Here is a 20,802-nt window from a genome sequence, read left to right on the forward strand (position 1 = left end):
AGGCCGGGGGCGGAGGCGCGTGGTGGAGTTCGGGTTCGGGGATGAGGACGAGGCGTTCCGGCGGGAGGCCCGCGCGTGGCTCGCGGAGCACCTCACCGGCGAGTACGCCGTCGCCCGGGGGCGCGGCGGGCCCGGGAGCGAGCACGAGGACGCCGGCGTACGGCGGAACTGGGAGCGGGAGCTGGGCGCGTCCGGGTGGATCGGGCTCGGCTGGCAGCGCGGCGGGTACGGCAACCGGGTCGCCTCACTGACCCAGCAGGTCGTCTGGGCCGAGGAGTACGCGCGGGCCCGCGCGCCCGCACGCCACGGGCACATCGGCGAGAACCTGCTCGCCCCGACCCTGATCGCGTACGGCGACGAGGAGCAGCAGCGGCGCTTCCTGCCGCCGGTCGCCTCCGGCGAGGAGCTGTGGTGCCAGGGGTACAGCGAGCCCGGCGCCGGTTCCGACCTCGCGAACCTGCGCACGACCGCCGTGCGGGACGGGGACACGTACCGCGTGACCGGGCAGAAGGTGTGGACGTCGCTCGCGCACGAGGCCGACTGGTGCTTCGTGCTCGCGCGCACCGGGGCCGGGTCGCGGCGCCATCACGGCCTGTCGTTCCTCCTCGTGCCGATGGACCAGCCGGGCCGGATCGAGGTGCGGCCCATCCGGCAGCTGACCGGCACGAGCGAGTTCAACGAGGTGTTCTTCGACGGCGCGCACGCGCGCGGGGAGCACGTCGTCGGCGGCGAGGGTCAGGGCTGGCGGGTCGCGATGGGGCTGCTCGCCCTGGAGCGCGGCGTCTCGACGCTCGCCCAGCAGATCGGGTTCGCCGCCGAACTCGCCGAGGTCGTACGGACAGCGGTGCGTACGGGCGCTGCCGAGGACCCGCTGTTCAGGGACCGCCTCGTACGGCAGTGGGCCGAGCTGCGCGTCATGCGGTTCAACGCGCTGCGCACGCTCGGCGGCGCGCAGGACCCGGGCGCCCCGAGCGTCGCCAAGCTCCTGTGGGGCCGCTGGCATCAGCGCCTCGGCGAACTCGCCCTCCAGGCTCGGGGCGCGCTCGCCGCCGCCGGGCCCGGGGACTGGACACCTGACAGTCGTTACGAACTCGACGCCGCACAGCGGCTGTTCCTCTTCAGCCGGGCCGACACGATCTACGGCGGCTCGGACGAGATCCAGCGCAACATCATCGCCGAGCGCGTGCTCGGGCTGCCCAGGGAGACGAGGGAGTCGTCATGAGGGGTGTCGTGTTCGACGGGGTCCGGGCCGACGTGGTCGACGATCTCGAGATACGCGAGCCGGGACCGGGCGAGGTGCTCGTCGACGTCGCCGCCGCCGGGCTGTGCCACAGCGATCTGTCGGTGATCGACGGGACCATCCCGTTCCCGGCGCCGGTCGTGCTCGGGCACGAGGGCGCGGGCGTCGTGGAGGCCGTCGGCGCGGGCGTCACGCACGTGGCGCCCGGGGACCATGTGGCGCTGTCCACGCTCGCCAACTGCGGCGCCTGCGCGGACTGCGACCGGGGGCGGCCGACCATGTGCCGCAAGGCGATCGGGAGGCCCACGCAGCCGTTCTCGCGGGGCGGCACTCCGCTCTACCAGTTCGCCGCGAACTCCTCGTTCGCCGAGCGGACCGTCGTGCAGGCCGTGCAGGCCGTGCCGATCCCCGCCGGGATCCCGCTGACGTCGGCCGCGCTCATGGGGTGCGGGGTGCTGACCGGCGTCGGCGCCGTCCTCAACCGGGCGCGCGTCGGCCAGGGCGACACCGTCGTCGTCATCGGGACCGGCGGGATCGGCCTCAATGTGCTCCAGGGCGCCCGGATCGCGGGCGCGTCCAGGATCGTCGCCGTCGACGCGAACCCCGACAAGGAGGCGGTGGCGCGGCGGTTCGGCGCGACGGACTTCCTGACCTCGGCCGCCGGGGTCAGGGACGTCCTGCCGCACGGCGCCGACCACGTCTTCGAGTGCGTCGGCCGCGTCGAGCTGATCCGGACGGCCATCGACCTCCTCGACCGGCACGGCCAGGCCGTCATCCTCGGCATGCCGGCCGCCGACGCGGAGGCGTCCTTCGTGCCCGCCCAGCTCTTCCTCGACAAGTCCGTCCTGGGCTGCCGCTACGGCTCCTCGCGGCCCCAGCGCGACATCAGGCTCTACGCCGACCTGTACCGCCAGGGCCGGCTGCTGCTCGACGAGCTGGTCACGGAGACGTACCCGGTCGAGGACTTCGCGAAGGCGGTTCAGGACGCGCAGCAGGGGAGGGTGGCGCGGGGAGTGCTGGTGTTCTGAGCTGGGCCTACGTGGTGTGCATCGCGCCCTGCACGGCCGTGGCGTGGAACGTGCGGCGGTACGCCGTCGGCGTCACGCCCAGTGCCGCCTGGAGGTGCTGCCGCATCGACTGCGCCGTGCCGAAGCCCGACTCGCGCGCCACCTGGTCCATCGACAGGTCGCTCGACTCCAGGAGGTGCCGGGCCCGCTCCACCCGCTGCTGGGTGAGCCACTGGCCCGGGCTGACGCCGGCCTCCTCGCGGAAACGGCGCGTGAAGGTGCGGACCGACATCGCCTCCTGGGCGGCCAGGTCCCGCAGCTGGAGCGGTTCGTGAAGGCGGGCCAGGGCCCAGGCGCGGGCCTTTGTCGTGGTCGCGAGCTGGGGTTCGGGGACGGGGCGGTGGACGTACTGGGCCTGCCCGCCGTCGCGGTGGGGCGGGACGACGGTGTGGCGGGCCACCTCGTTGGCCACCGCCGTGCCGTGGTCGCGGCGGACCAGGTGCAGGCAGAGGTCGATGCCCGCGGCGACCCCGGCCGACGTCAGGACGTCCCCGTCGTCGATGTACAGGACGTCCGCGTCGACCTTGATCTTGGGGAAGAGCCGCTGGAAGTGCTCGGCCGACGCCCAGTGCGTGGTCGCCGGGCGCCCGTCCAGATAGCCCGCCGCGGCGAGAACGTAGCTGCCGGTGCAGATCGACACCATCCGCGTACCGGGCCTGACCTGCGTGAAGGCCGCCGCCAGCTCGTCGGTGAGTACGCCCTCGTCGAGGACGGGGCCGCGCTCGTACGACGCGGGCACGACCACGGTGTCCGCGGTCGCGAGCGCCTCCGGGCCGTTCCTGATCAGGACGGCGAAGTCGGCGTCCGTCTCCACGGGGCCGGGTCCCCTGACCGAGCACGTCACGACCTCGTAGAGCGGCCGGCCCTCGGTGTCCTTGGCGCGGGTGAAGATGCGCTGGGTGATGCCGAGTTCGAAGGGGAGCACGCCGTCGAGGGCCAGGACGACCACACGGTGGGGGCGCCGGGTGCGGGCTGCGGGAGTCTCGGGCATGGCTCCGAGTGTATGGCCCGATCCTAGCGAAGGCTGTCTTTCGGGCCACTCGTCCGGGGAGGGCCCGTGATCCGATGCTGTCTGCTGTGACGCACACATCGGACATGACACCGACCGCCGCGGCCGAGGGCTCGCCCGGCGCGGGCGCCTCCCCTCCGCCCCGCCCCCGTCCCCGTATCCACCGCGCCTGGTTCGTGGCCGCCGTCACCTTTGTGACGATCATCGGCGCCGCCGCCTTCCGGTCCCTGCCGGGGCTCTTGATCGACCCGCTGAACGAGGAGTTCCACTGGTCGCGCGGCACCATCGGGCTCGCCGTCTCCATCAACCTCGCGCTGTACGGGCTGACCGCGCCCTTCGCCGCCGCCCTCATGGACCGGTTCGGGATCCGGCGCGTGGTCGCCGTCGCCCTGGTCGTCATCGCGGCCGGCTCGGGCCTGACCGTGTGGATGGACTCGGCCTGGCAGCTCCTGCTGTGCTGGGGCCTGCTCGTCGGACTCGGCTCCGGCTCGATGGCCCTCGCCTTCGCCGCGACCGTCACCAACCGCTGGTTCACCGCCCGGCGCGGGCTCGTCACCGGGATCCTCACGGCCGCTTCCGCGTCGGGGCAGCTCATCTTCCTGCCGCTGCTCTCGTGGATCGTCGAGACGCACCAGTGGCGGCCCGCGGCCGTGACGGTGGCGCTCGCGGCGCTCGCCGTCGTGCCGTTCGTGTGGCTGCTGCTGCGCGACCACCCGGCCGACGTGGGCACCACCCCGTACGGCTCTGAGGAGTTCGTCGAGAAGCCGCCGCCCGTCACCGGGGCCGCCCGCCGCACCGTGGGAGTGCTCTTCAAGGCCGCCCGTACGGGTCCCTTCTGGCTGCTCGCCGGGACGTTCGCGATCTGCGGCGCCTCCACGAACGGGCTCGTCCAGACGCACTTCGTGCCGGCCGCGCACGACCACGGGATGCCGATCACCGCGGCGGCCTCGCTGCTCGCCGTGGTGGGGGTCTTCGACGTCGTCGGGACGGTGGCGTCGGGCTGGTTCACCGACCGCTTCGACGCGCGGCGGCTGCTCGCGGTGTACTACGCGCTGCGCGGGGTCTCCCTGCTGTTCCTGCCGATGCTCCTCGCCCCGTCCGTCCACCCGCCGATGATCTTCTTCATCGTCTTCTACGGGCTCGACTGGGTCGCCACCGTGCCGCCCACCCTGGCCCTGTGCCGTGAGCACTACGGCGAGGACAGCGCGATCGTGTTCGGCTGGGTGCTCGCCTCGCACCAGGTCGGCGCCGCGCTCGTCGCCTTCCTCGGCGGCGTCGCCCGTGACACGTTCGGCTCGTACGACGTCGTCTGGTACGCGTCCGGGGCGCTGTGCGCGGCGGCGGCCCTGATGGCGCTGGTCATCCGGCGCCGGAACGCCGATGCCGATGGCCTCCTGGTGGCCGGCGTCGCCTGATCAGTGCTCGAAGCGGCCGAACGCGCCCTTGTGGAACAGCAGCGGGGACGCCCCGCCCTCCGCCGTCCCGAGCGCCTCCACCCGGCCCACCACGATGAGGTGGTCCCCGCCCGTGTGGACCGCGTGGATCGTGCAGTCGACCCACGCGGGCGCGCCCGCCAGCCGCGGCGAGCCCGTCACCGGCGCCGCGTCGTGCTCGACGCCCGCGAACTTGTCCGCGCCGCTCACTGCGAACGACCGGCACAGCGCGCCCTGGTCCGCGCCCAGGACGTTCACGCAGAAGACGCCGGCGCTCGCGATGCGCGGCCAGGTCGTGGACGTACGGGCCACCATGAACGCCACCAGGGGCGGGTCCAGGGAGAGCGAGGAGAAGGACTGGCAGGCGAAGCCGGCCGGGGGAGCGCCGGGGTGCGGGGGCGGCGCTGTGACGACCGTGACGCCGGTGGCGAAGTGGCCGAGGACGCGGCGGAACTCGCCGGGGTCCAGCGGCGCCCGCTCGTCCTCGCCCACGGCCCGTAGCTCCGGACGCGGCAGTGCGTCCACCGGCTCGGCCGACGTGGGCGCACCGACCGACCGGAGGTACCTGACCACCGTGGCTGCCATTCCTGCGTGTCCCATCACACCTACGATTGAAGCTGACGATGCGTCAGATAGGAAGTGGCGGGCCGGAATTGGCCCATAGGCTCAGCGTCCCCTGTACGTCGGGTCGCGGCGCTCCTTGAACGACGCGACACCCTCCTGCGCGTCCGCCGTCGTCATGTTGATCTCCTGCGCCGTCGCCTCCGCCGCGAACGCCGTCGCGCGGTCCGACTCCAGGGAGGCGTTGACCAGCTGCTTGGTCATGGCGATGGCCCGCGTCGGACCGCTCGCCAGGCGCGCCGCCCACTCCTGGGCCGTCTTGCGCAGCTCCCCGTCAGGGACCGTGCGGTTGACCAGGCCCAGGCGTTCCGCGTCCGCCGAGGAGAGCGCGTCGCCGAAGAACATCAGCTCCTTGGCCCGCTGCGGCCCGATGAGGCGCGGCAGCAGATAGGCGCCGCCTCCGTCAGGGACGAGGCCGCGGCGCGCGAAGACCTCGATGAACCGGGCCGACTGAGCCGCGAGCACCAGATCGCACGCGAACGCCAGGTGTGCCCCGATCCCGGCCGCCGTCCCGTTGACCGCCGCGACGACCGGCTTCTCGCAGTCCATGACCGCCGCGATCAGGCGCTGCGCGCCCAGGCGGATCGTGCGGGCCACATCGCCGGGCACGCGCGGCCCGGCGGCCGGCGCGCCCCGCAGGTCCGCCCCGGCGCAGAAGCCCCTGCCGGTCGCCGTGAGGACGACGGCGCGCACGTCAGGGTCGGCGGAGGCGCTGTTCAGGATGCCGATGATCTCCTCACGTTGGTCCCAGGTCAGCGCGTTCATGGCCTCGGGACGGTTGAGCGTGATCCAGGTGACGGCGTCGGCGGTGGTGCACTCGATGGTGGCGGACATGACCTCTTCTTCCCTGTACGGCGGCGGGCGCGGGCGGCGGGCGTGTGCGCGGTACCGGCCGGGCTCAGTGGCAGACGGCGAGCGCGTCGAGCGCCACCGCGCCCTGGCCCCGGGGGAGCACCATCAGCGGATTGATGTCCAGCTCCGCGAGTTCGCCGCCCAGTTCCAGGGCCATCCGCTGGACCCGCAGGACGACCTCCACCAGCGCGTCCATGTCCACGGGCGGCGCCCCCCGCATCCCGTCCAGAAGCGGCCTGCCCCGCAGTTCGTCGAGCATCGCCCGCGCCTGGTCCTCCGCGAACGGCGGCACCCTCACCGCCGTGTCCCGCAGCACCTCCACGAGTACGCCGCCCAGGCCCACCGTCACCGTCGGGCCGAACAGGTCGTCCTGCGTGACCCCGACGACCATCTCGACGCCCCGCTCGACCATCTGGCAGACCAGGACGCCGTCCAGGTCGAGGCCCTCGTAGCGGGCGATGTCGGTGAGTTCCCGGTAGGCGTCCCTGACCTGGCTGGCCGAGGTCAGGCCGACCTTGACCAGGCCGAGGTCCGACTTGTGGGCCAGCCGCGCCCCGGACGCCTTCATGACGACGGGGTAGCCGACCTGCCCGGCCGCCCGTACGGCCGCCGCGGCGCTGGTGACGAGCTGCTCGCGCGGTACGCGGATGCCGTAGGCACGCAGGAGCTGCTTCGCGGCGTGCTCGCTGAGCTGCCGGCCCGGGCGCATCAGGGCCTGCGCCTTGCGGAAGGAGGGGGAGGGCGTGCGGGGCGCCTCGGTGAACGGCGAGCGGTAGGCGGCCGTGAACCGGTGGTGGTCCAGATAGGCGCGCACGGCCGTGATGCAGTTCCCGAACGTGCGGAACGTCGCGAGGCGCGAGGAGCCGAGAAGCGTCTCGCGGTAGGCGTCCTCGGTGCCCAGGGGCGAGCCCCAGACGACGCAGATCAGCTTGTCCGTGCGCTCCGCCGCCTCTGCCAGGTCCCGGGCCAGCTTGTCGCTCATCGGGGGGAACGGGCCGGTGATCGGGCAGATCAGGACGCCTATGGACGGGTCCTGGAGGATCGACTCGATGATTTTGGGGCCGCGCCAGTCCCCCACGGGGTGGCCGCCGTTGTCGATCGGGTTCGCGACGTTGAGGTACTCCGGGATCCACTGGTGCAGCTCCTGCTGCTTCGCCCCGGACAGCGTCGGCAGGGTCAGGCCCGCACGCGTGGCAAGGTCGGCGAAGTGGGCGCCGGTGCCGCCGGATATCGAGTAGACCGCCACGCCGTCGGCGCGCGGGGGCCGGGCCCGCGCCAGCAGGGCCGCCGTGTCCTGGAGTTCGTCGAGTCCGTCGACCCTGATCACGCCGAACTGGCGCATCGCCGCGTCCACCACCGTGTCCGCGCCGGTCAGCTTGCCCGTGTGGGAGGCCGCCATGCGGGCGCCCGTCTCGGTGCGGCCGACCTTGACGGCCACGACGGGTACGCCGCCCCGGGCCGCGCGGTCCGCCGCGAGGAGGAAGCCGCGCCCGTCTTTGAGTCCCTCCACGTAACACGCGATCGCACCGACCTCCGGCTGCTCGGCGAAGTACGAGATGAAGTCCGCCGTCTCCAGATCCGCCTCGTTGCCCGTGGGCGCCCAGTGCGAGAGCCGTACGCCCAGCTCCTGCATCGTGTAGAGGGGGCGGCCCTGGTGGCCGGACTGTGTGATCAGGGCGATGGCCGGCCCTTCGAGGTCCTCGCGGAACTCGGAGAACGCGTTCAGGTTGGTGTTCGGGCCCAGCAGCCGCATGCCCGAGCGGCTGACCGCCGCGGACAGGGACGACTGCGCGGCCGCTCCCTCCTCGCCCGTCTCGGCGAAGCCCGACGCGAAGACCACTGCGAACTTCACCTTGGCCTGGGCCAGTTCCTCGATGACCGGCAGCGGGTCCGAGATGAGGAGTACGGCGAGGTCGACGGGTTCGGGCAGTGCGGAGACGCCCGGCGAGCACGGGATGCCGAAGACGGTCTCACGGGTGGGGTGCACGGGGTGGAGGCGGGCGCCCACGCGCTCCGCCCACGCGATCAGCTGTCGCGTGATGCCCGTGTTCGGGCGGCCCTCGGCGTCGGACGCGCCGATGACCGCTATCGATTCGGGCCGGAAGAAGCGGTCCAGGTCGGGCACCTCGCGGTGCAGTGGCCTGCCGCTCACGTCCAGGTCGTCCGCCCTGCTGTGCACGGCGGGTGCCGGCTGCTCTCCGCAGGCGATCGTGCGGGCCCGGCGGGGGTCGGTGGTCAGGGTGCCGTATGTCGATCCAAGCATCGGGTCCGCCCGCTCCTCGACTGGTGCTCACGTAACTGACGTAGTGTCAGATTACTGAACTGACGCTGTGTCAGGAACAGGGCTGCACGCAAAGGCTGTTACGGGTGTTCCCGCGGGCGTGCGGGTTGGAACGGCGGGATGTGGCCACTGTGCAGTGGGTGGCGTCGCGAGCGGAGGGCGCCCTGCGTGCGGGTCAGGTCGGTGGCGGACGGCGGCGCCGGCCGGGATCAGCCCGCGATCGCCTTCGCGATCTTCCGTGCGTCCAGGGCCAGTTCGCGGAACATGCCGCTGATCGGGTTCGTGTAACCCGTGAAGTGGAGGCCGGGCGCGGCGGGATCGGTCCGGCGGCCGTGCGTGGTCGGGCGGCCCCGGTCGTCGAGGACACCGAGGTGCCCCACGAGGTCCTCCAGCGCGCGGCTGTAGCCCGTCGCCGCGATCACCGTGTCGGGGACGATGTGCGTGCCGTCGGCGAGGACCACCTTGCCGTCCTCGAACGACTCGACGGCCGCGACCGGTTCGACCTGGCCCGCGCGTACGGCGTCGATCAGGCCGACGTCCTGCACGGGGATCGCGCCCTCGCGCACCCGCGAGTACAGGCCGGTCGTGGGTCTGGGCAGGCCCTGTTCCGCCAGGTCGGGCACGCTGAGCCTCGCCATCGGGCGGGCCAGGCGGTCCACGAGCGCCACCGGCAGCCTGCGGCACAGGATGCCGGTGCGCTGCGCGGGCCAGCCCGCGGTGGACCGGCGCACGATGTGGGGCGCCGTGCGGACCGCGAGCCGGACGCGGGACGCGCCGCCCTCGGCGAGGTCCACGGCGATCTCGGCGCCGGTGTTGCCGACGCCGACGACCAGCACGTCACGGCCCGCGTACGGCTTCGCGTTGCGGTAGTCGCCCGCGTGGAGGAGCTCACCCGTGTACGAGGAGCGGCCCGGCCAGTCGGGCAGGCGCGGGGTGTGGTTGTAGCCCGTGGCGACCACGACGGCGCTCGCGGCCAGTTCACGGCCGCCCGAGGCGCGTACGAGCCAGCCGTCCTCCGTGCGCTCCACGCGCGAGACGGCCACACCGGTGACGATCTCCAGCTGGTGGTGCTCGGCGTACTTCTCCAGGTAGCGCACGACGTCGTCGCGGGACACCCAGCGGCCGAAGCGGCGCGGGATCGCGAGGCCGGGAAGCCCGGAGAGCTTGCGGGTGGTGTGCAGGTGGAGGCGGTCGTAGTGGCGGCGCCAGGACGCCCCGACGTGCTCCGACTTCTCCAGGACCACGGCCCGTACGCCCCGTTCGCCCAGCGCCGCGGCCGCGGCGAGGCCGCCCGGGCCGCCCCCGATGACGTACACCGGGCGGTCCTGGGTGGGTGCGGCGGGCGCGGGTTCGGTGACCATGAGTGCGAGCGTAATCACGGTTCGATTTGATGGGTCTCGGTCAAGGCCGGAATCGGTTGCGAATTCATCACGGCGTACGCCTCTTGCGGGAGCGCCCCCGTGTGCGCTGAACTGACGTTCCGTCAGAAACGGAGAGGAGGGCCCCGGTCGTGGACTCGATCTGGCTCGACGGCGTCGAATGGCTGGCCGTGCTGCGCATAGGCCTCGGACTGTGGTGGCTGGAGAGCTGGCGGCACAAGGACAAGAAGGGCTGGTTCGAGCGGGGCACCGGCATCGCCTGGGCCGCCGACGTCGCCGCGAAGCACCGGTGGAACGCCGTGCGCAGCGGCTTCGGCGCGGTCGTCACCCCCCGGCCGAAAGCGATGGCGTACATCGTCGTCTACGCCGAACTGGCCCTGGGCCTCGGCCTCGTGGCCGGCCTGCTGACACCCGTGGCCCTCATCGGCGGGCTGCTCCTGAACCTGCTGTACCTGGTCCTGATGATCCACGACTGGGCCGAGCAGGGACAGAACGCGATGATGGCGCTCATCTCGCTCGTGGCGCTCTTCACCATGTCCTGGCAGGCCTGGTCCCTCGACGCGGCGATCGGACTGTTCCTGTGACTCTTCCCGCGGCCGTACGGTTCGACCTGCCCGAGCCCGACGCCTTCACTCGCCCCTACTGGGACGCGGCCGCCGACGGGACCCTGCTGATCCGCCGCTGTCGCGCGTGCGAGCGGGCCCATCACTATCCGCGCGAGTTCTGCCCGCACTGCTGGAGTGAGGACGTTGCGTGGGAGCGGGCGTCCGGGACGGCCGTCCTCTACACGTGGTCCGTCGTCCACCGCAACGACCTGCCCCCCTTCGGCACCCGCACCCCGTACACCGCGGCCGTCGTCGACCTCGCGGAGGGCCCGCGGATGATGACGGAGATCGTGGACGCGGAGGGCGACGAGCTGCGCGCGGGAATGCCCCTGGAGGTCACCTTCCGCCAGGTGGAGGGCTTCTCCGTCCCCGTATTCCGCTCGCGGACATGAGGGGACGGGCGGCACCATGCGGTCATGACAGAGAGCCCCGCTCCCCTGCCCGGCTGGCACCTCACCGCTGACGCCGACGACTTCCTCGCCCGCGCGGGCGGCTACCTGCGCGCCGAGCCCGCCCTGCACACGGTCGCCCTCAGCGTCACCGCGAGCCTGCGGGAACGGGGGCCGGCGGTGTACGGGGCGCGGGGGCAGCTCTTCGGGGTCCTGTACGGGCCGGACGGCGGCGTGAGCGGGACGTTCCTGTGGACGAAGCCCTTCCGGCTCAGCATCAGCCCCCTGGACTGGGAGCAGGCGGACGCGCTCGCCGTCGCGCTCCAAGGGCAGGCGGTGACCGGCGTGTTCGGGGTCGACTCGGCCTCCGCCGCCTTCGCCGACGCCTGGCAGTCCCGCACGGGAGCGCGGGCTCACCGCGCCGTCGAGCAGCGCCTGTACCGGCTCGGGGACCTCACCCCGCCGCTGCCCGCACCCGCCGGGCGGCCCCGCGTCGCCACCGAGGCGGACCGGGAGCTGCTGGTCCGGTGGCGCAACGCGTTCGCCGCGCACACCGGCACTCCGGGCGGCGCCTCGGGCTCGCAGGAATGGGCCGACGAGCGGATCTCGTACGGCGGCGTCACCCTCTGGGAGACCCCGGACGGCGTGCCGGCCTCCATGGCCGGCGTGACCCGCGAGGCCGCCGGAGCGGTCCGGGTCGCGCCCGTCTACACCCCCAAGGAGCTGCGCGGCCGCGGCTACGCGGGAGTGGTCACCGCCGAGGTCAGCCGCGCCGCCCGGGCCGCGGGCGCGAGCGAGGTGCTCCTGTTCACCGACCTCGCCAACCGGACCAGCAACGGCCTCTACCTGCGCATCGGCTACCGTCCCGTGCGGGACTTCGCCGTCCACACCTTCACCGCACCCGAGAACGGCTGACGCTCATGACCGACACTCCTGAGATACGTGGCCACGGACTGCATCTGCGGGCCTGGCGGGCCGGCGACGAGGGGGATGCCGCCGCGGTGCTGCGCGGGCTCGGCGACCCCGAGTTCCGGCGCTGGAACACCCCGCTCACCCCGGTCGACGACCTCGCCGGGGCCCATGCGTACCTGCGCTCTCGCCAGGAGGCGCTGGCGAGCGGCGAATCCGTGTCCTGCTGCGTCACCGACGAGAGCACGGGGGAGGTCCTCGGGCACGTGGGTGTCAACGCGATCATGCCCGCGTTCCGCAGCGCCCACGTCGGCTACTGGGTGCTGCCCGAGGCCCGTGGGCGCCGTGTCGCGACCCGCGCGCTGAGCCTCGCGTCCCGGCTGGCCTTCGGTGAACTCGGTCTCCACCGGCTCGAACTCGGCCACGCGCTCGGGCACGAGGTGTCCTGCCGGGTCGCCGAGCGCGGAGGCTACCGGTACGAGGGCACGCTGCGGGGCGCGATGTTCGAGGCGGGGCGGCAGGACGCCTTCCGCGACGTGCACCTGCACGCCCGCCTCGCCTCGGACCCCGAGCCGCCGGTGGCGTGAGCCGGCCGCCTCACGGCCAGAGCAGCTCCCGTACCCAGCCTGTCTCCGTGCGGCGGTACCTGAGGCGGATGTGGCGGCGGCGGGCGTCGCCCTGGAAGAACTCCACCTCGCGCGGGGCCAGCGCGTACGCCGTCCACGTGGGGGCGGGGGCCTTCGGGTCGGCCTGCGCGCGCTCCCAGGCCTCGACCGACGCCCGCTCCAGCTCCTCCTGTGAGCCGAGGACTTCGCTCTGGTGGCCGACCAGGGCGGCGGCCAGCGCTCCCGTCGAGCGGACGTGCAGGTCGGCCTGGCTCACCTCGGGCGACTGCCTGGTGACATCACCGCGTACGCGGATCTGGCGGCCCTGCGACGGCCAGTAGAAGCCGAGCGCGGCCCGGGGGTGCGCCGTGAGCTGGCGGCCCTTGGCGCTGCCCGCGTGGGACGCGAAGTGGAAGCCGTCCTCGTCGGCGCCGTGCAGCATCACCGTACGGACGTCGGGCAGGCCGTCGCCGTCCACCGTGGCGAGGGACGGGGTGTGCGGCTCGGTCTGGCCGGCGGCTACCGCCTCGGCGAACCACTCGACGAAGAGCGGCAGCGGGGCGGACGGGGCCGCGGACGGGTCGAACGCGGGCAGTTCGGTGTCCCAGACGCGCAGGGACTTCAGGATCTCTTGCAGTTCGGGCATGCACCGATTCTCGCGGTGAACGCGAGCGCCCCGCCCACCGGTCCGTCCGGAAGGCGGGGCGACGCGTACGACAGGCGAGTCCCGTCGGATGACTCCGTCAGACGAGTCGCGTCAGATGAGGTCCATCGCCGCGACCTCGTCCGGGCTGCCGTAGCTGACCGGGCCCTGGAAGCGGCGGCGGGCCGTCGCGAACCACCACACCGTCGCGATCACGAGTACGGCGACCAGGGCGATCGGCGCGTAGTTGAACGACGTCGCGTTGATCGGGGACGCCTGCGGCAGCATGAACAGGACGCTGCTCGCCACGATCCAGACCACCGCGATCACGGCGACGGGCTTGCCCCAGCGGCCCAGGTTCCACGGCCCCTGCTGGAAGTCGTCGTGGCGCAGGCGCAGATAGATCGGGACGGCGTACGCGAGGTAGAGACCCACGACGTTCACGCTCACGATGGCGGTGAACGCCGTGTGCGACCACCAGCCCGGCACCACGAGGACCAGCGAGCAGGCCGCCGCGAGCCACACGGCCTTCACGGGCGTGCGCGTGCGCGACGAGACCGAGTGCCACCAGCGGGAGCCCGGCATGGCGCCGTCACGCGAGAAGGCGAAGATCTGACGGGTGTTGCTCGTCATGTTGGCCAGGCCGCAGAACAGCATGGAGCCGATCACGATCAGCAGCAGGAGCTTCGCCGTCGTCATGCCGAGCGCGTCGATGAGGATCTGCACGGGCGGCGCCGACGCGCTCGCCTGCGCCGCGTAGTCCCCGATCGCGAAGACGAGGGCCAGCATCAGGATCAGGCCGGTGACGGCGGAGTAGCCGATCGCCCGCATGATGCCCTTGGGCGCGTTGACCGTCGCCTGGACCGTCTCCTCCGACATGTGGAAGCTGCCGTCGAAGCCGGTGAAGGTCCAGCTGGTCACGAGGAGGCCGAGCAGGGCCGCGTACATCCCGTTGGAGAAGCCGGTGTTGTTGGTGAACTGCGTGACGACCGACGCCGACCGGTGGTGGTCCGGTACGGCGATCAGCGCGACCACGATGACCACCATGCCGACGAGGAGCCACCACACGGAGATCCGGTTCACCAGTGCCACCAACTGCACCGTGTACGTGTTGGCGAGCGCCTGGAGCAGCAGGATCACCGCCGTGATCACAACCGTCTGCTGCGCCGTCGCGTGGTACGACGGCCACTGCATGACGACGAACGCCTGGATGAACGTCGCCGCCGCGTAGCCCGTCGCCGCCGTGCCGCCGACCTGCCCCACGAAATTCAGCCAGCCCGTGTACCAGGACCAGGCACCCTTGTGCCGTTTCGCCAGCTTTCCCGCCGAGAAATAGAGCGCACCGCTCGTCGGATACGCCGATGCGATTTCGGCCATCGACGCTCCGACGAAAAGCACCATGGCGGCGACGGCTATCCAGCCGAACACGAGAATGCGAGGCCCGCCGGCGTTCATTCCGAACCCGAAGGAGGAGAAGATGCCGGAGATGATGTTGATGATCGTGAACGAAATCGCGAAATTGTCGAACGCCTTGAAGCGCCGGGTCAGCTTCCGCGGGTAGCCCATCGCGTGCAGCGTCGCGTCGTCGTCGAGCGCGGCGGCGGGCCGCCCGGATTTTGTGGGGGGAGTGGGTGCGCTGGTCAGGGGGTCGGACACAACCTCGGCCTTCCGGTGTGGGGGAATTTCCGAAACCTGTGGGGCGGGTGGGGGTCAGGTGCCGTGGGGGACCGGCAGGCCGCATGCGCGCCGCGCCCTGCTGAGCTGTTCCCCGGGGTCGCCGAAGACGCTCCACGGCATGCGGGACGCGTACGGGCCCATGGCCGTGAGCACCGCCCGCGCCTCGAAGACGCACTGCGCCATGTGCAGCGCGTGCGCCAGATACGCCAGGTCGAGGACCGGCGTGAAGCGGTAACCGGCCACCTGCGGCAGCCAGTTCCGGTACGCGCCGAGCGCCGTCGCCTTCCACTGCGGCTGGTCCCAGGTGTGCTCGGCGAGGAGGTGCGCCGGGTTGTGGCCCTCGACGAGGGTGACCAGGGGCAGCAGGCGCAGCGGCGAGGAGGCCGGGGCGCGCTGGCTCAGATACGCGGCCACGTCCCAGGCCGCGTTCGCCGTGCCGCCGTGCCGGGTGAAGAAGAACGCCAGGAACTGGTGGTGGGCCTCGCGGTGCCAGGGGTCGAGGCGGGTGACGTGCTCGAACTGGGCCCAGGGGCCGCGGGGTTCGGTGAGCAGGCCCTGCGGCGCGCGGTCGCGGGGCCGCTGGAGGCGGGCCATGGAGAGCCGGGCGGCCCACGGGGTGGGGTCCTTGGGCGCGAGGTCCGCGGCCCGGTCGCAGGCGGCGAGCGCTATCCGGCCGAGCGCCCCGATGCGCCGGTCGTGCGACTGGGCGGCGCGCAGGGTCCGGAACACGGCGACGCGCGCCCACAGCAGGGCGGCGTCGGGTCCGGGCTCCTCCTCCAGCCAGCGTTCCGCGAGGTCGGAGTCGGCGGCGACGGAGGCCAGGACGAGGGAGCGGTGGGCACGCAGTCCGAAGTCGCCGTGCGTCTCCTTGAGGACCGAGTGCGCGCCGAAGTAGCGGCCCGCCTTTAAGTCCGTGCAGGCCCTGGCCAGCTCTCGGTCGTCGGCGGCGGGATGCCAGACGTACTGTCCTTCGAACGAGCCGGCGGTCATGCTCCCCTGCCACTGTTCTGCTTTTCCGTACGGACGACGGGGAGCACCCTACTCAGGATCATGCCCCACGGAAACTGCGCATCCGAAATAACAGGTTCCGGGCTATTTATGACGCGGCAGGCGTCACGCTATCCGATTTCGAGTTCGCGATCGGTTTATTGAAATTGCAAATTTATTGTGCCGGTTTCCGGTTTCTTATGGACGCGGCCTCGTGGGCGAGGCCTCAGGACGTGCCGAGCACCACCGTTCCCGACGAGCAGAACCATCCGCCCGTGCCGGACGCCACCGCGAGCCGCGGCAGCCGCCCGCCGTCCTTGCGCACCTGGCGCTCCCCGGCCTCGCCCCGCAGCTGCCGTACCGCTTCCACCAGCAGGAACAGGCCCCGCATTCCCGGGTGCTGGGCCGACAGGCCGCCGCCGTCCGTGTTCGTGGGCAGCCCGCCGTCCCGCAGCAGCCGTCCCTTCTCCACGAACGGTCCGCCCTCGCCCTTCGCACAGAACCCCAGATCCTCCAGCGTCACCAGCGTCATGTACGTGAAGGCGTCGTAGATCTCCGCGAGGTCGATCTCGCCGGGCGTGACGCCCGCCCGCTCGAAGGCGAGTTTGCCGCTGACGGCCGCCGGGGACACGGTGAAGTCGTCCCACTCGGACATCGTGGTGTGCGACACGTACTCGCCCGAACCGAGCACCCACACCGGGGACTTGGCGCAGTCGGGGAGCAGGTCCTCGGCGACGAGCAGCACGGCGGCGCCGCCGTCCGAGCGTATGCAGCAGTGCAGTTTCGTGAACGGGTCCGCGATCATCGGCCCGTCGAGCACGTCGTCCACGGTGACCGGGTCGCGGAACATGGCCTCCGAGTTCAGTGCGGCGTTCGCCCGCGCCTGCACGGCGACCTCGGCGAGCTGCTCAAGGGTGGTGCCGTACGCGTGCATGTGGCGCCGCGCCGCCATCGCGTACTTGGCGATCAGCGAGTGCCCGTACGGCACCTCGAACTGGAGGGGGCCGCGGGCGCCGAAACTCAGGTTCGACGTGCGCCGTTTGGCCTTGATGTCGGCGCGGGCCGTCGACCCGTAGACGAGCAGGACCGCGCGGGCACGGCCCTGGGCGATGGCGTCCGCCGCGTGCGCCGCCATCACCTCCCAGGTGGAGCCGCCGACCGAAGTCGAGTCCACCCAGCGGGGTGTGAGCCCCAGATACTCGGCCACCTCGACCGGCGCGAGGATGCCGAGGCCCGCGCTGGCGAACCCGTCGACGACGTCGGGCGTGAGTCCGGCGTCGGCCACGGCGCGGCGGGCGGCCTGGGCGTGCAGGGCATAGGGAGTGGCCTCGTCCACGCGGCCGCAGTCGGAAAGGGCGATGCCGGCGATGGCGACCCGGCGGGAACCGTGAAGTGCGGCAGTCACGAATCTGACGGTACATCAGATCAGCTGATCCGCCAGAGCGTGTCTCTGTTCGTACGTCCTGCACGCCTCCGCACTTGCGTCCGCGCACACCGCTGTACACGCCTCTGCGCATATCTCTGTGCATCCCGTCCCCGCCGCCCTAACATGACGCCCCGTCAGAACAGGGGCTCCGGGGTCGCCGGACCCCGGGGAGGAGCCCGTATGGACGCCGCCTTCACCGCGGAACAGGACGAGATCCGCCGCACCCTGCACGAACTCATGAACAAGCGCTGCGGCCCCGAGGACGTCAAGGCCGCCGTCGGCACCCCCGCCGGCTACGACCCGGCCCTGTGGTCGGCCCTCGGCGTCGAACTGGGCCTGCCCGGCCTGGCCCTCCCCGAGCAGTACGGCGGAGTCGGCTGCGGGACCACCGAACTGGCCCTGGCCTGCGAGGAGTCGGGCCGCGCGCTGGCCCCCACCCCGCTCCTGGCCACCGCGGCGCTCGCCGCCCCGCTCGTCCTCGCCCTCGGCACCGAGGCCCAGCGCGCCGAACTGCTGCCCCGTATCGCCTCGGGTGCCCTGACCGCCACGCTCGCCGTACCCGGCGAGGGCCTCGCCACAGCGCTCGGCCTGACCGGCGACAACTGCGGCGACTGGTCGGGCGGCGGGCGCGCGGGCGGCGTCCAGGCCAGGCGGGACGACCGCCATGACGGTGGCTGGAGGCTGTACGGGCAGGCCGACCAGGTCCTCGACGGACACAGCGCCGGCCTCTTGATCGTCGCCGCGCACACCGGCGGCTTCGCCCGCTCACGCACCCTGCTCTTCCTCGTCGACGGCGACGCCGAGGGAGTCGTCAGGACCCGCCGGACGTCCCTCGACGAGACGCGCCCCAGCGCCCGGGTCGAACTACGGGACGTGGCAGCCGAGTTGCTCGGCTCGGGGGAGGGCGAGGGCGGCGACGTGGCCGGCGTCCTCGCCGCCACGGGCGACGCGGCCGCGACCGTACTCGCCGCGGAAGCCGTCGGAGCCGCCGGGCGCGCCCTGGAACGGACCGTCGAGCATGTGCGCCAGCGCGAGCAGTTCGGGCGGCCCATCGGCTCCTTCCAGGCGGTCAAGCACCGCCTCGCGGACGTCTACGTCCAGGTGCAGGCGGCGCGCTCCGCCGCGTACTACGCGGCCTGGGCTGCGGGCTCCGGGAGCGGGGAGCGGACGGGCGGCCTCGCCCTCGCCCAGGCCCTGGAAGCGCTGCGCACCGCCGCGTCCGAGGCCGTCCAGCTGCACGGCGGCATCGGCTTCACCTGGGAGCACGACGCCCACCTCTACCTCAAACGCGCGACCGGCGACGAACTCCTCTTCGGGCCCGTCCACCTGCTGCGCGCACGCGCCGCGGAATCCGCCGAGCTCTTCACCCGCCAGGAGGCGACTGCCTGATGGCACCACCCGGAACGAGACTGCTGCAGAAGGTCTCCTCGACCCGCGCCTTCGCCCGCGTCGCCCCCCACTTCATCCCCGCGATGGACCGCGCCGTGCACCGGCTCACCCGGGGAAAGGTGCTGCTCAGCGCCCAGATGCTGCCCGGGGTCATCCTGACCGCGCGCGGCGCGAAGAGCGGACTGCCACGGCGTACGCCACTCGCTTGCATGCCTGAGGACGAGGCGGGCACCTGGCTGCTGATCGGGTCCAATTTCGGCCGCCCGGGACACCCCGCGTGGACGGCGAACCTGATGGCCCACCCGGACGCCGACATCAACTGGAAGGGCGAGGACATCCCGGTCAGCGCGCGGCTGCTCGACTCCGGCGAGCGGGCGGAGGCCTGGGCGGCGGCGCTCACGTTCTGGCCGCCGTACGCGAAGTACCAGGCGAGGGTGGAGCGGGAGATCAGGCTCTTCCGGCTGGTGCGCCGGTGACGCGGACCAGCGACTGAAACTGCAACAGCGGCGGCTCACGTGAGACGCGAACCGCCGCTGCGCGACAGGACCGGGAAACCCGAAAGACCGCTTCAGGGCTACTTCGTCGGCTTCTTGCCGGTGACGCCCAGGTGTACCAACAGGGCCAGATTGGGCTTGAGTTCGGCCTGCTTGACGCCCCAGGTCTGGAAGCCCTTCTGATGCGAGGCCACCGCCGCGAGCATCGCGACGAGTGAACCGGCCATCGCGGCGGGGCTCACGTCCTTGTCGACCTTGCCCTTGGCCTGGAGCTCCTTGACCGTGTCCGTAAGGGAGTTGTTCACGGAGTTCAGGATCTTCATGCGGATCTTGTAGAAGCGCTTGTCGCCCTCGGCCGCGCCGAGGTCGACGACGCGCAGGATCGCATCGTTCTTTCGCCAGAACTCGAGGAACCCGTCCACGAGTTCCTGCGAGGTCTGCCAGCCGGCCTTGCCGACCCACGAGCGGCCCTCGAGGAGCTGGGTCAACCCGGCGCCCTCCGTGGCCATTTGCTCGGCAATCTCCAGGACGGCGCCCTCGACGTCCGGGAAGTACTGGTAGAAGGTCGCCGGTGAGGTGCCTGCCTTCCGGGCCACATCAATGACTTTGACGTCCCGGTAGGGCGAGGAGCTGAGCATGTCGCCGAGGCACTCCAGCAGCTTCTGACGCGTCGCCTGACCACGCCGTCCGGCCACTCGGCCGTCGACGGTACGTACTTGTCCTGTCATGCCGTCAGCTTACCGAGGGGTGATCGGAGCGCGATTCGGCCGACTGCAAATGGGGTTGAGGGCTCCGGCACACGGGTTGATGAGGGGTCGCCCGGGGCTTTTGCGCACGTGGGGGCCAGTGGGATCGCGCACGTTATCAACAGCCTGTGGAAAACTCCGTGGATAAAATTGGCCAAGTGTTCGAATTGGATGTGTCGCCGGCCCGCGGACGCGGCACCCTGCCACCCAGGGGACACCCCTCCCCATAGTGACGTACGGCACACCCGCGTACGGCAGGTGAACAGGAAGGACGCACGCCGATGGAGTTCGCCGAGGGCGCCCCCTGCTGGGCCGACGCCGCGCTCCCCGACGTGGAGTCGGGCAAGCGCTTCTACGGCGACCTCTTCGGCTGGACCTTCGACGAGGGCGCGGGCGCGGAGTACGGCTACTACACGCAGGCCTACAGCGACGGCAGGAGCGTCGCCGCCCTCGCCCCGGACCGCGACGGCCGCACGCCCACCGGCTGGACCGTCTACTTCAGGGCCCGCGACGCCGAGACGCGCGCCTTCGCCGTGCGGGACGCCGGCGGGCGGCTGCTCGTCGAACCCCTCTCCATCGGCCCGTTCGGCACCCTGGCGCTCGCCGCCGACCCCGAAGGAACCGTCTTCGGCCTCTGGCAGCCCGGCACCCACAACGGCTTCGAGGTGCAGGGGGAACCCGGCACGTTCCGCCGGACCGAGCTCCACGCGCGCGACAGGGCGACCGTCGCCCCCTTCTACGCGTCGGTCCTGGGCCACGGCGCCACTGACTCCGGCCTGTCCCTCGCCACCGGCGGCGCCCCCGCCCACTTCCTCGTCCACTTCGCCGTCACCGACTGCGAGGCCACGGCCGACGCCGCCACCCGCCTCGGCGGCCGCGTAAAGGAAGAACCGTTCGACACCGCATACGGACGTGTGGCCGTCCTCACCGACAACCAGGGCGCCGCCTTCGCCCTCCACCAGGGCTGACCGGGCCCCTCCGCGCCCCTCCCGCTCCCCTTCCGCCCCTGCGGAACGCACCCGTAATGCGGTACCTCTCCCGTGACACCCC

Annotated in this window: 20 protein-coding genes; 10 read left to right on the top strand and 10 right to left on the bottom strand. The window is 72.2% G+C overall.

Features of this window, described 5'->3' with window-relative positions:
• Positions 1 to 22 precede the first annotated feature (22 nt).
• Positions 23 to 1,222, top strand: coding sequence for an acyl-CoA dehydrogenase family protein (locus tag ACWIGU_RS18120; protein ID WP_454402396.1), 1,200 nt, complete (start codon positions 23 to 25; stop codon positions 1,220 to 1,222).
• Entirely contained in the window at positions 1,219 to 2,268 is a 1,050-nt protein-coding gene (locus ACWIGU_RS18125; RefSeq protein WP_454401976.1) for a Zn-dependent alcohol dehydrogenase, read from the top strand. Before ACWIGU_RS18120 ends, ACWIGU_RS18125 begins: the two co-directional genes overlap by 4 nt.
• Positions 2,269 to 2,275: 7 nt before the next feature.
• Here ACWIGU_RS18125 and ACWIGU_RS18130 read toward each other — a convergent pair whose 3' ends face one another.
• The gene (locus ACWIGU_RS18130) at positions 2,276 to 3,298 is read right to left on the bottom strand and encodes a GlxA family transcriptional regulator (protein WP_454401978.1); all 1,023 of its coding nucleotides are present in this window, start codon (positions 3,296 to 3,298) and stop codon (positions 2,276 to 2,278) included.
• A gap of 104 nt (positions 3,299 to 3,402) precedes the next feature.
• On the opposite strand from ACWIGU_RS18130, the gene ACWIGU_RS18135 reads away from it, so the two are divergent.
• Positions 3,403 to 4,731 (top strand): MFS transporter, encoded by a 1,329-nt coding sequence (locus tag ACWIGU_RS18135; RefSeq protein ID WP_454401980.1) that lies wholly within the window; start codon positions 3,403 to 3,405, stop codon positions 4,729 to 4,731.
• Here the strand turns inward: ACWIGU_RS18135 and ACWIGU_RS18140 are convergent, their stop codons facing one another.
• The 4 genes from ACWIGU_RS18140 to ACWIGU_RS18155 all read right to left on the bottom strand — a co-directional run bounded on the left by ACWIGU_RS18140 (position 4,732) and on the right by ACWIGU_RS18155 (position 9,864).
• On the bottom strand, positions 4,732 to 5,349 hold the full coding sequence (locus ACWIGU_RS18140) for a flavin reductase family protein (RefSeq protein ID WP_454401982.1): 618 nt from the start codon (positions 5,347 to 5,349) through the stop codon (positions 4,732 to 4,734). It lies immediately after the preceding gene.
• A gap of 66 nt (positions 5,350 to 5,415) precedes the next feature.
• A complete protein-coding gene (locus tag ACWIGU_RS18145) occupies positions 5,416 to 6,204 on the bottom strand; it encodes an enoyl-CoA hydratase/isomerase family protein (protein WP_454401984.1) in 789 nt (262 codons plus the stop codon).
• A 64-nt stretch (positions 6,205 to 6,268) separates the two neighbouring features.
• Complete coding sequence (locus ACWIGU_RS18150) at positions 6,269 to 8,485, bottom strand: acetate--CoA ligase family protein (RefSeq protein ID WP_454401986.1); 2,217 nt, start codon at positions 8,483 to 8,485, stop codon at positions 6,269 to 6,271.
• A gap of 227 nt (positions 8,486 to 8,712) precedes the next feature.
• Positions 8,713 to 9,864 carry a flavin-containing monooxygenase gene (locus ACWIGU_RS18155; RefSeq protein WP_454401988.1) on the bottom strand — a complete coding sequence of 384 codons (1,152 nt, stop codon included), beginning with the start codon at positions 9,862 to 9,864 and terminating at the stop codon, positions 8,713 to 8,715.
• A 149-nt stretch (positions 9,865 to 10,013) separates the two neighbouring features.
• Here ACWIGU_RS18155 and ACWIGU_RS18160 point away from each other — a divergent pair, with 149 nt between their 5' ends.
• From ACWIGU_RS18160 to ACWIGU_RS18175, 4 genes are read left to right on the top strand one after another with little or no spacing between them, the layout of a single operon-like run.
• Positions 10,014 to 10,466, top strand: a complete 453-nt coding sequence (locus tag ACWIGU_RS18160) for a DoxX family protein (protein WP_356274203.1) — start codon at positions 10,014 to 10,016, stop codon at positions 10,464 to 10,466.
• Entirely contained in the window at positions 10,463 to 10,879 is a 417-nt protein-coding gene (locus tag ACWIGU_RS18165; RefSeq protein ID WP_454401990.1) for a Zn-ribbon domain-containing OB-fold protein, read from the top strand. Before ACWIGU_RS18160 ends, ACWIGU_RS18165 begins: the two co-directional genes overlap by 4 nt.
• Before the next feature lie 24 nt (positions 10,880 to 10,903).
• On the top strand, positions 10,904 to 11,791 hold the full coding sequence (locus ACWIGU_RS18170; protein ID WP_454401992.1) for a GNAT family N-acetyltransferase: 888 nt from the start codon (positions 10,904 to 10,906) through the stop codon (positions 11,789 to 11,791).
• Between the two features lie 5 nt (positions 11,792 to 11,796).
• Positions 11,797 to 12,372 carry a GNAT family N-acetyltransferase gene (locus tag ACWIGU_RS18175; RefSeq protein ID WP_454401994.1) on the top strand — a complete coding sequence of 192 codons (576 nt, stop codon included), beginning with the start codon at positions 11,797 to 11,799 and terminating at the stop codon, positions 12,370 to 12,372.
• A 10-nt stretch (positions 12,373 to 12,382) separates the two neighbouring features.
• On the opposite strand, the gene ACWIGU_RS18180 is transcribed toward ACWIGU_RS18175, so the two are convergent.
• The 4 genes from ACWIGU_RS18180 to ACWIGU_RS18195 form a co-directional block, all read right to left on the bottom strand.
• On the bottom strand, positions 12,383 to 13,036 hold the full coding sequence (locus ACWIGU_RS18180; protein WP_454401996.1) for a pyridoxine/pyridoxamine 5'-phosphate oxidase: 654 nt from the start codon (positions 13,034 to 13,036) through the stop codon (positions 12,383 to 12,385).
• Between the two features lie 111 nt (positions 13,037 to 13,147).
• Positions 13,148 to 14,599: an amino acid permease gene (locus tag ACWIGU_RS18185; RefSeq protein WP_454402398.1), complete on the bottom strand. Its 1,452-nt coding sequence runs from the start codon at positions 14,597 to 14,599 to the stop codon at positions 13,148 to 13,150.
• A gap of 144 nt (positions 14,600 to 14,743) precedes the next feature.
• Entirely contained in the window at positions 14,744 to 15,700 is a 957-nt protein-coding gene (locus ACWIGU_RS18190) for a hypothetical protein (RefSeq protein ID WP_329572827.1), read from the bottom strand.
• Between the two features lie 223 nt (positions 15,701 to 15,923).
• On the bottom strand, positions 15,924 to 17,102 hold the full coding sequence (locus ACWIGU_RS18195; RefSeq protein ID WP_454401998.1) for a thiolase C-terminal domain-containing protein: 1,179 nt from the start codon (positions 17,100 to 17,102) through the stop codon (positions 15,924 to 15,926).
• A 201-nt stretch (positions 17,103 to 17,303) separates the two neighbouring features.
• Here ACWIGU_RS18195 and ACWIGU_RS18200 point away from each other — a divergent pair, with 201 nt between their 5' ends.
• Entirely contained in the window at positions 17,304 to 18,512 is a 1,209-nt protein-coding gene (locus ACWIGU_RS18200; protein WP_454402000.1) for an acyl-CoA dehydrogenase family protein, read from the top strand.
• Positions 18,512 to 18,988, top strand: a complete 477-nt coding sequence (locus ACWIGU_RS18205) for a nitroreductase family deazaflavin-dependent oxidoreductase (RefSeq protein WP_454402002.1) — start codon at positions 18,512 to 18,514, stop codon at positions 18,986 to 18,988. The genes ACWIGU_RS18200 and ACWIGU_RS18205 overlap by 1 nt, the downstream gene beginning before the upstream one ends.
• Positions 18,989 to 19,086: 98 nt before the next feature.
• Here the strand turns inward: ACWIGU_RS18205 and ACWIGU_RS18210 are convergent, their stop codons facing one another.
• Positions 19,087 to 19,734, bottom strand: coding sequence for a TetR family transcriptional regulator (locus ACWIGU_RS18210; RefSeq protein ID WP_356291809.1), 648 nt, complete (start codon positions 19,732 to 19,734; stop codon positions 19,087 to 19,089).
• Positions 19,735 to 20,033: 299 nt separating this feature from the next.
• On the opposite strand from ACWIGU_RS18210, the gene ACWIGU_RS18215 reads away from it, so the two are divergent.
• A complete protein-coding gene (locus ACWIGU_RS18215; RefSeq protein ID WP_454402004.1) occupies positions 20,034 to 20,720 on the top strand; it encodes a VOC family protein in 687 nt (228 codons plus the stop codon).
• Positions 20,721 to 20,802 lie beyond the last annotated feature (82 nt).

It is taken from the genome of Streptomyces sp. NPDC055400 (genome assembly GCF_053644375.1).

Coding starts and splice junctions, on each gene's coding strand:
- ACWIGU_RS18125 (WP_454401976.1), top strand. CDS start 1,219: ATGAGGGGTGTCGTGTTCGACGGGGTCCGGGCCGACGTGGTCGACGAT.
- ACWIGU_RS18130 (WP_454401978.1), bottom strand. CDS start 3,298: ATGCCCGAGACTCCCGCAGCCCGCACCCGGCGCCCCCACCGTGTGGTC.
- ACWIGU_RS18135 (WP_454401980.1), top strand. CDS start 3,403: ATGACACCGACCGCCGCGGCCGAGGGCTCGCCCGGCGCGGGCGCCTCC.
- ACWIGU_RS18140 (WP_454401982.1), bottom strand. CDS start 5,349: ATGGGACACGCAGGAATGGCAGCCACGGTGGTCAGGTACCTCCGGTCG.
- ACWIGU_RS18145 (WP_454401984.1), bottom strand. CDS start 6,204: ATGTCCGCCACCATCGAGTGCACCACCGCCGACGCCGTCACCTGGATC.
- ACWIGU_RS18150 (WP_454401986.1), bottom strand. CDS start 8,485: ATGCTTGGATCGACATACGGCACCCTGACCACCGACCCCCGCCGGGCC.
- ACWIGU_RS18155 (WP_454401988.1), bottom strand. CDS start 9,864: ATGGTCACCGAACCCGCGCCCGCCGCACCCACCCAGGACCGCCCGGTG.
- ACWIGU_RS18170 (WP_454401992.1), top strand. CDS start 10,904: ATGACAGAGAGCCCCGCTCCCCTGCCCGGCTGGCACCTCACCGCTGAC.
- ACWIGU_RS18175 (WP_454401994.1), top strand. CDS start 11,797: ATGACCGACACTCCTGAGATACGTGGCCACGGACTGCATCTGCGGGCC.
- ACWIGU_RS18180 (WP_454401996.1), bottom strand. CDS start 13,036: ATGCCCGAACTGCAAGAGATCCTGAAGTCCCTGCGCGTCTGGGACACC.
- ACWIGU_RS18185 (WP_454402398.1), bottom strand. CDS start 14,599: ATGGGCTACCCGCGGAAGCTGACCCGGCGCTTCAAGGCGTTCGACAAT.
- ACWIGU_RS18190 (WP_329572827.1), bottom strand. CDS start 15,700: ATGACCGCCGGCTCGTTCGAAGGACAGTACGTCTGGCATCCCGCCGCC.
- ACWIGU_RS18200 (WP_454402000.1), top strand. CDS start 17,304: ATGGACGCCGCCTTCACCGCGGAACAGGACGAGATCCGCCGCACCCTG.
- ACWIGU_RS18205 (WP_454402002.1), top strand. CDS start 18,512: ATGGCACCACCCGGAACGAGACTGCTGCAGAAGGTCTCCTCGACCCGC.
- ACWIGU_RS18210 (WP_356291809.1), bottom strand. CDS start 19,734: ATGACAGGACAAGTACGTACCGTCGACGGCCGAGTGGCCGGACGGCGT.
- ACWIGU_RS18215 (WP_454402004.1), top strand. CDS start 20,034: ATGGAGTTCGCCGAGGGCGCCCCCTGCTGGGCCGACGCCGCGCTCCCC.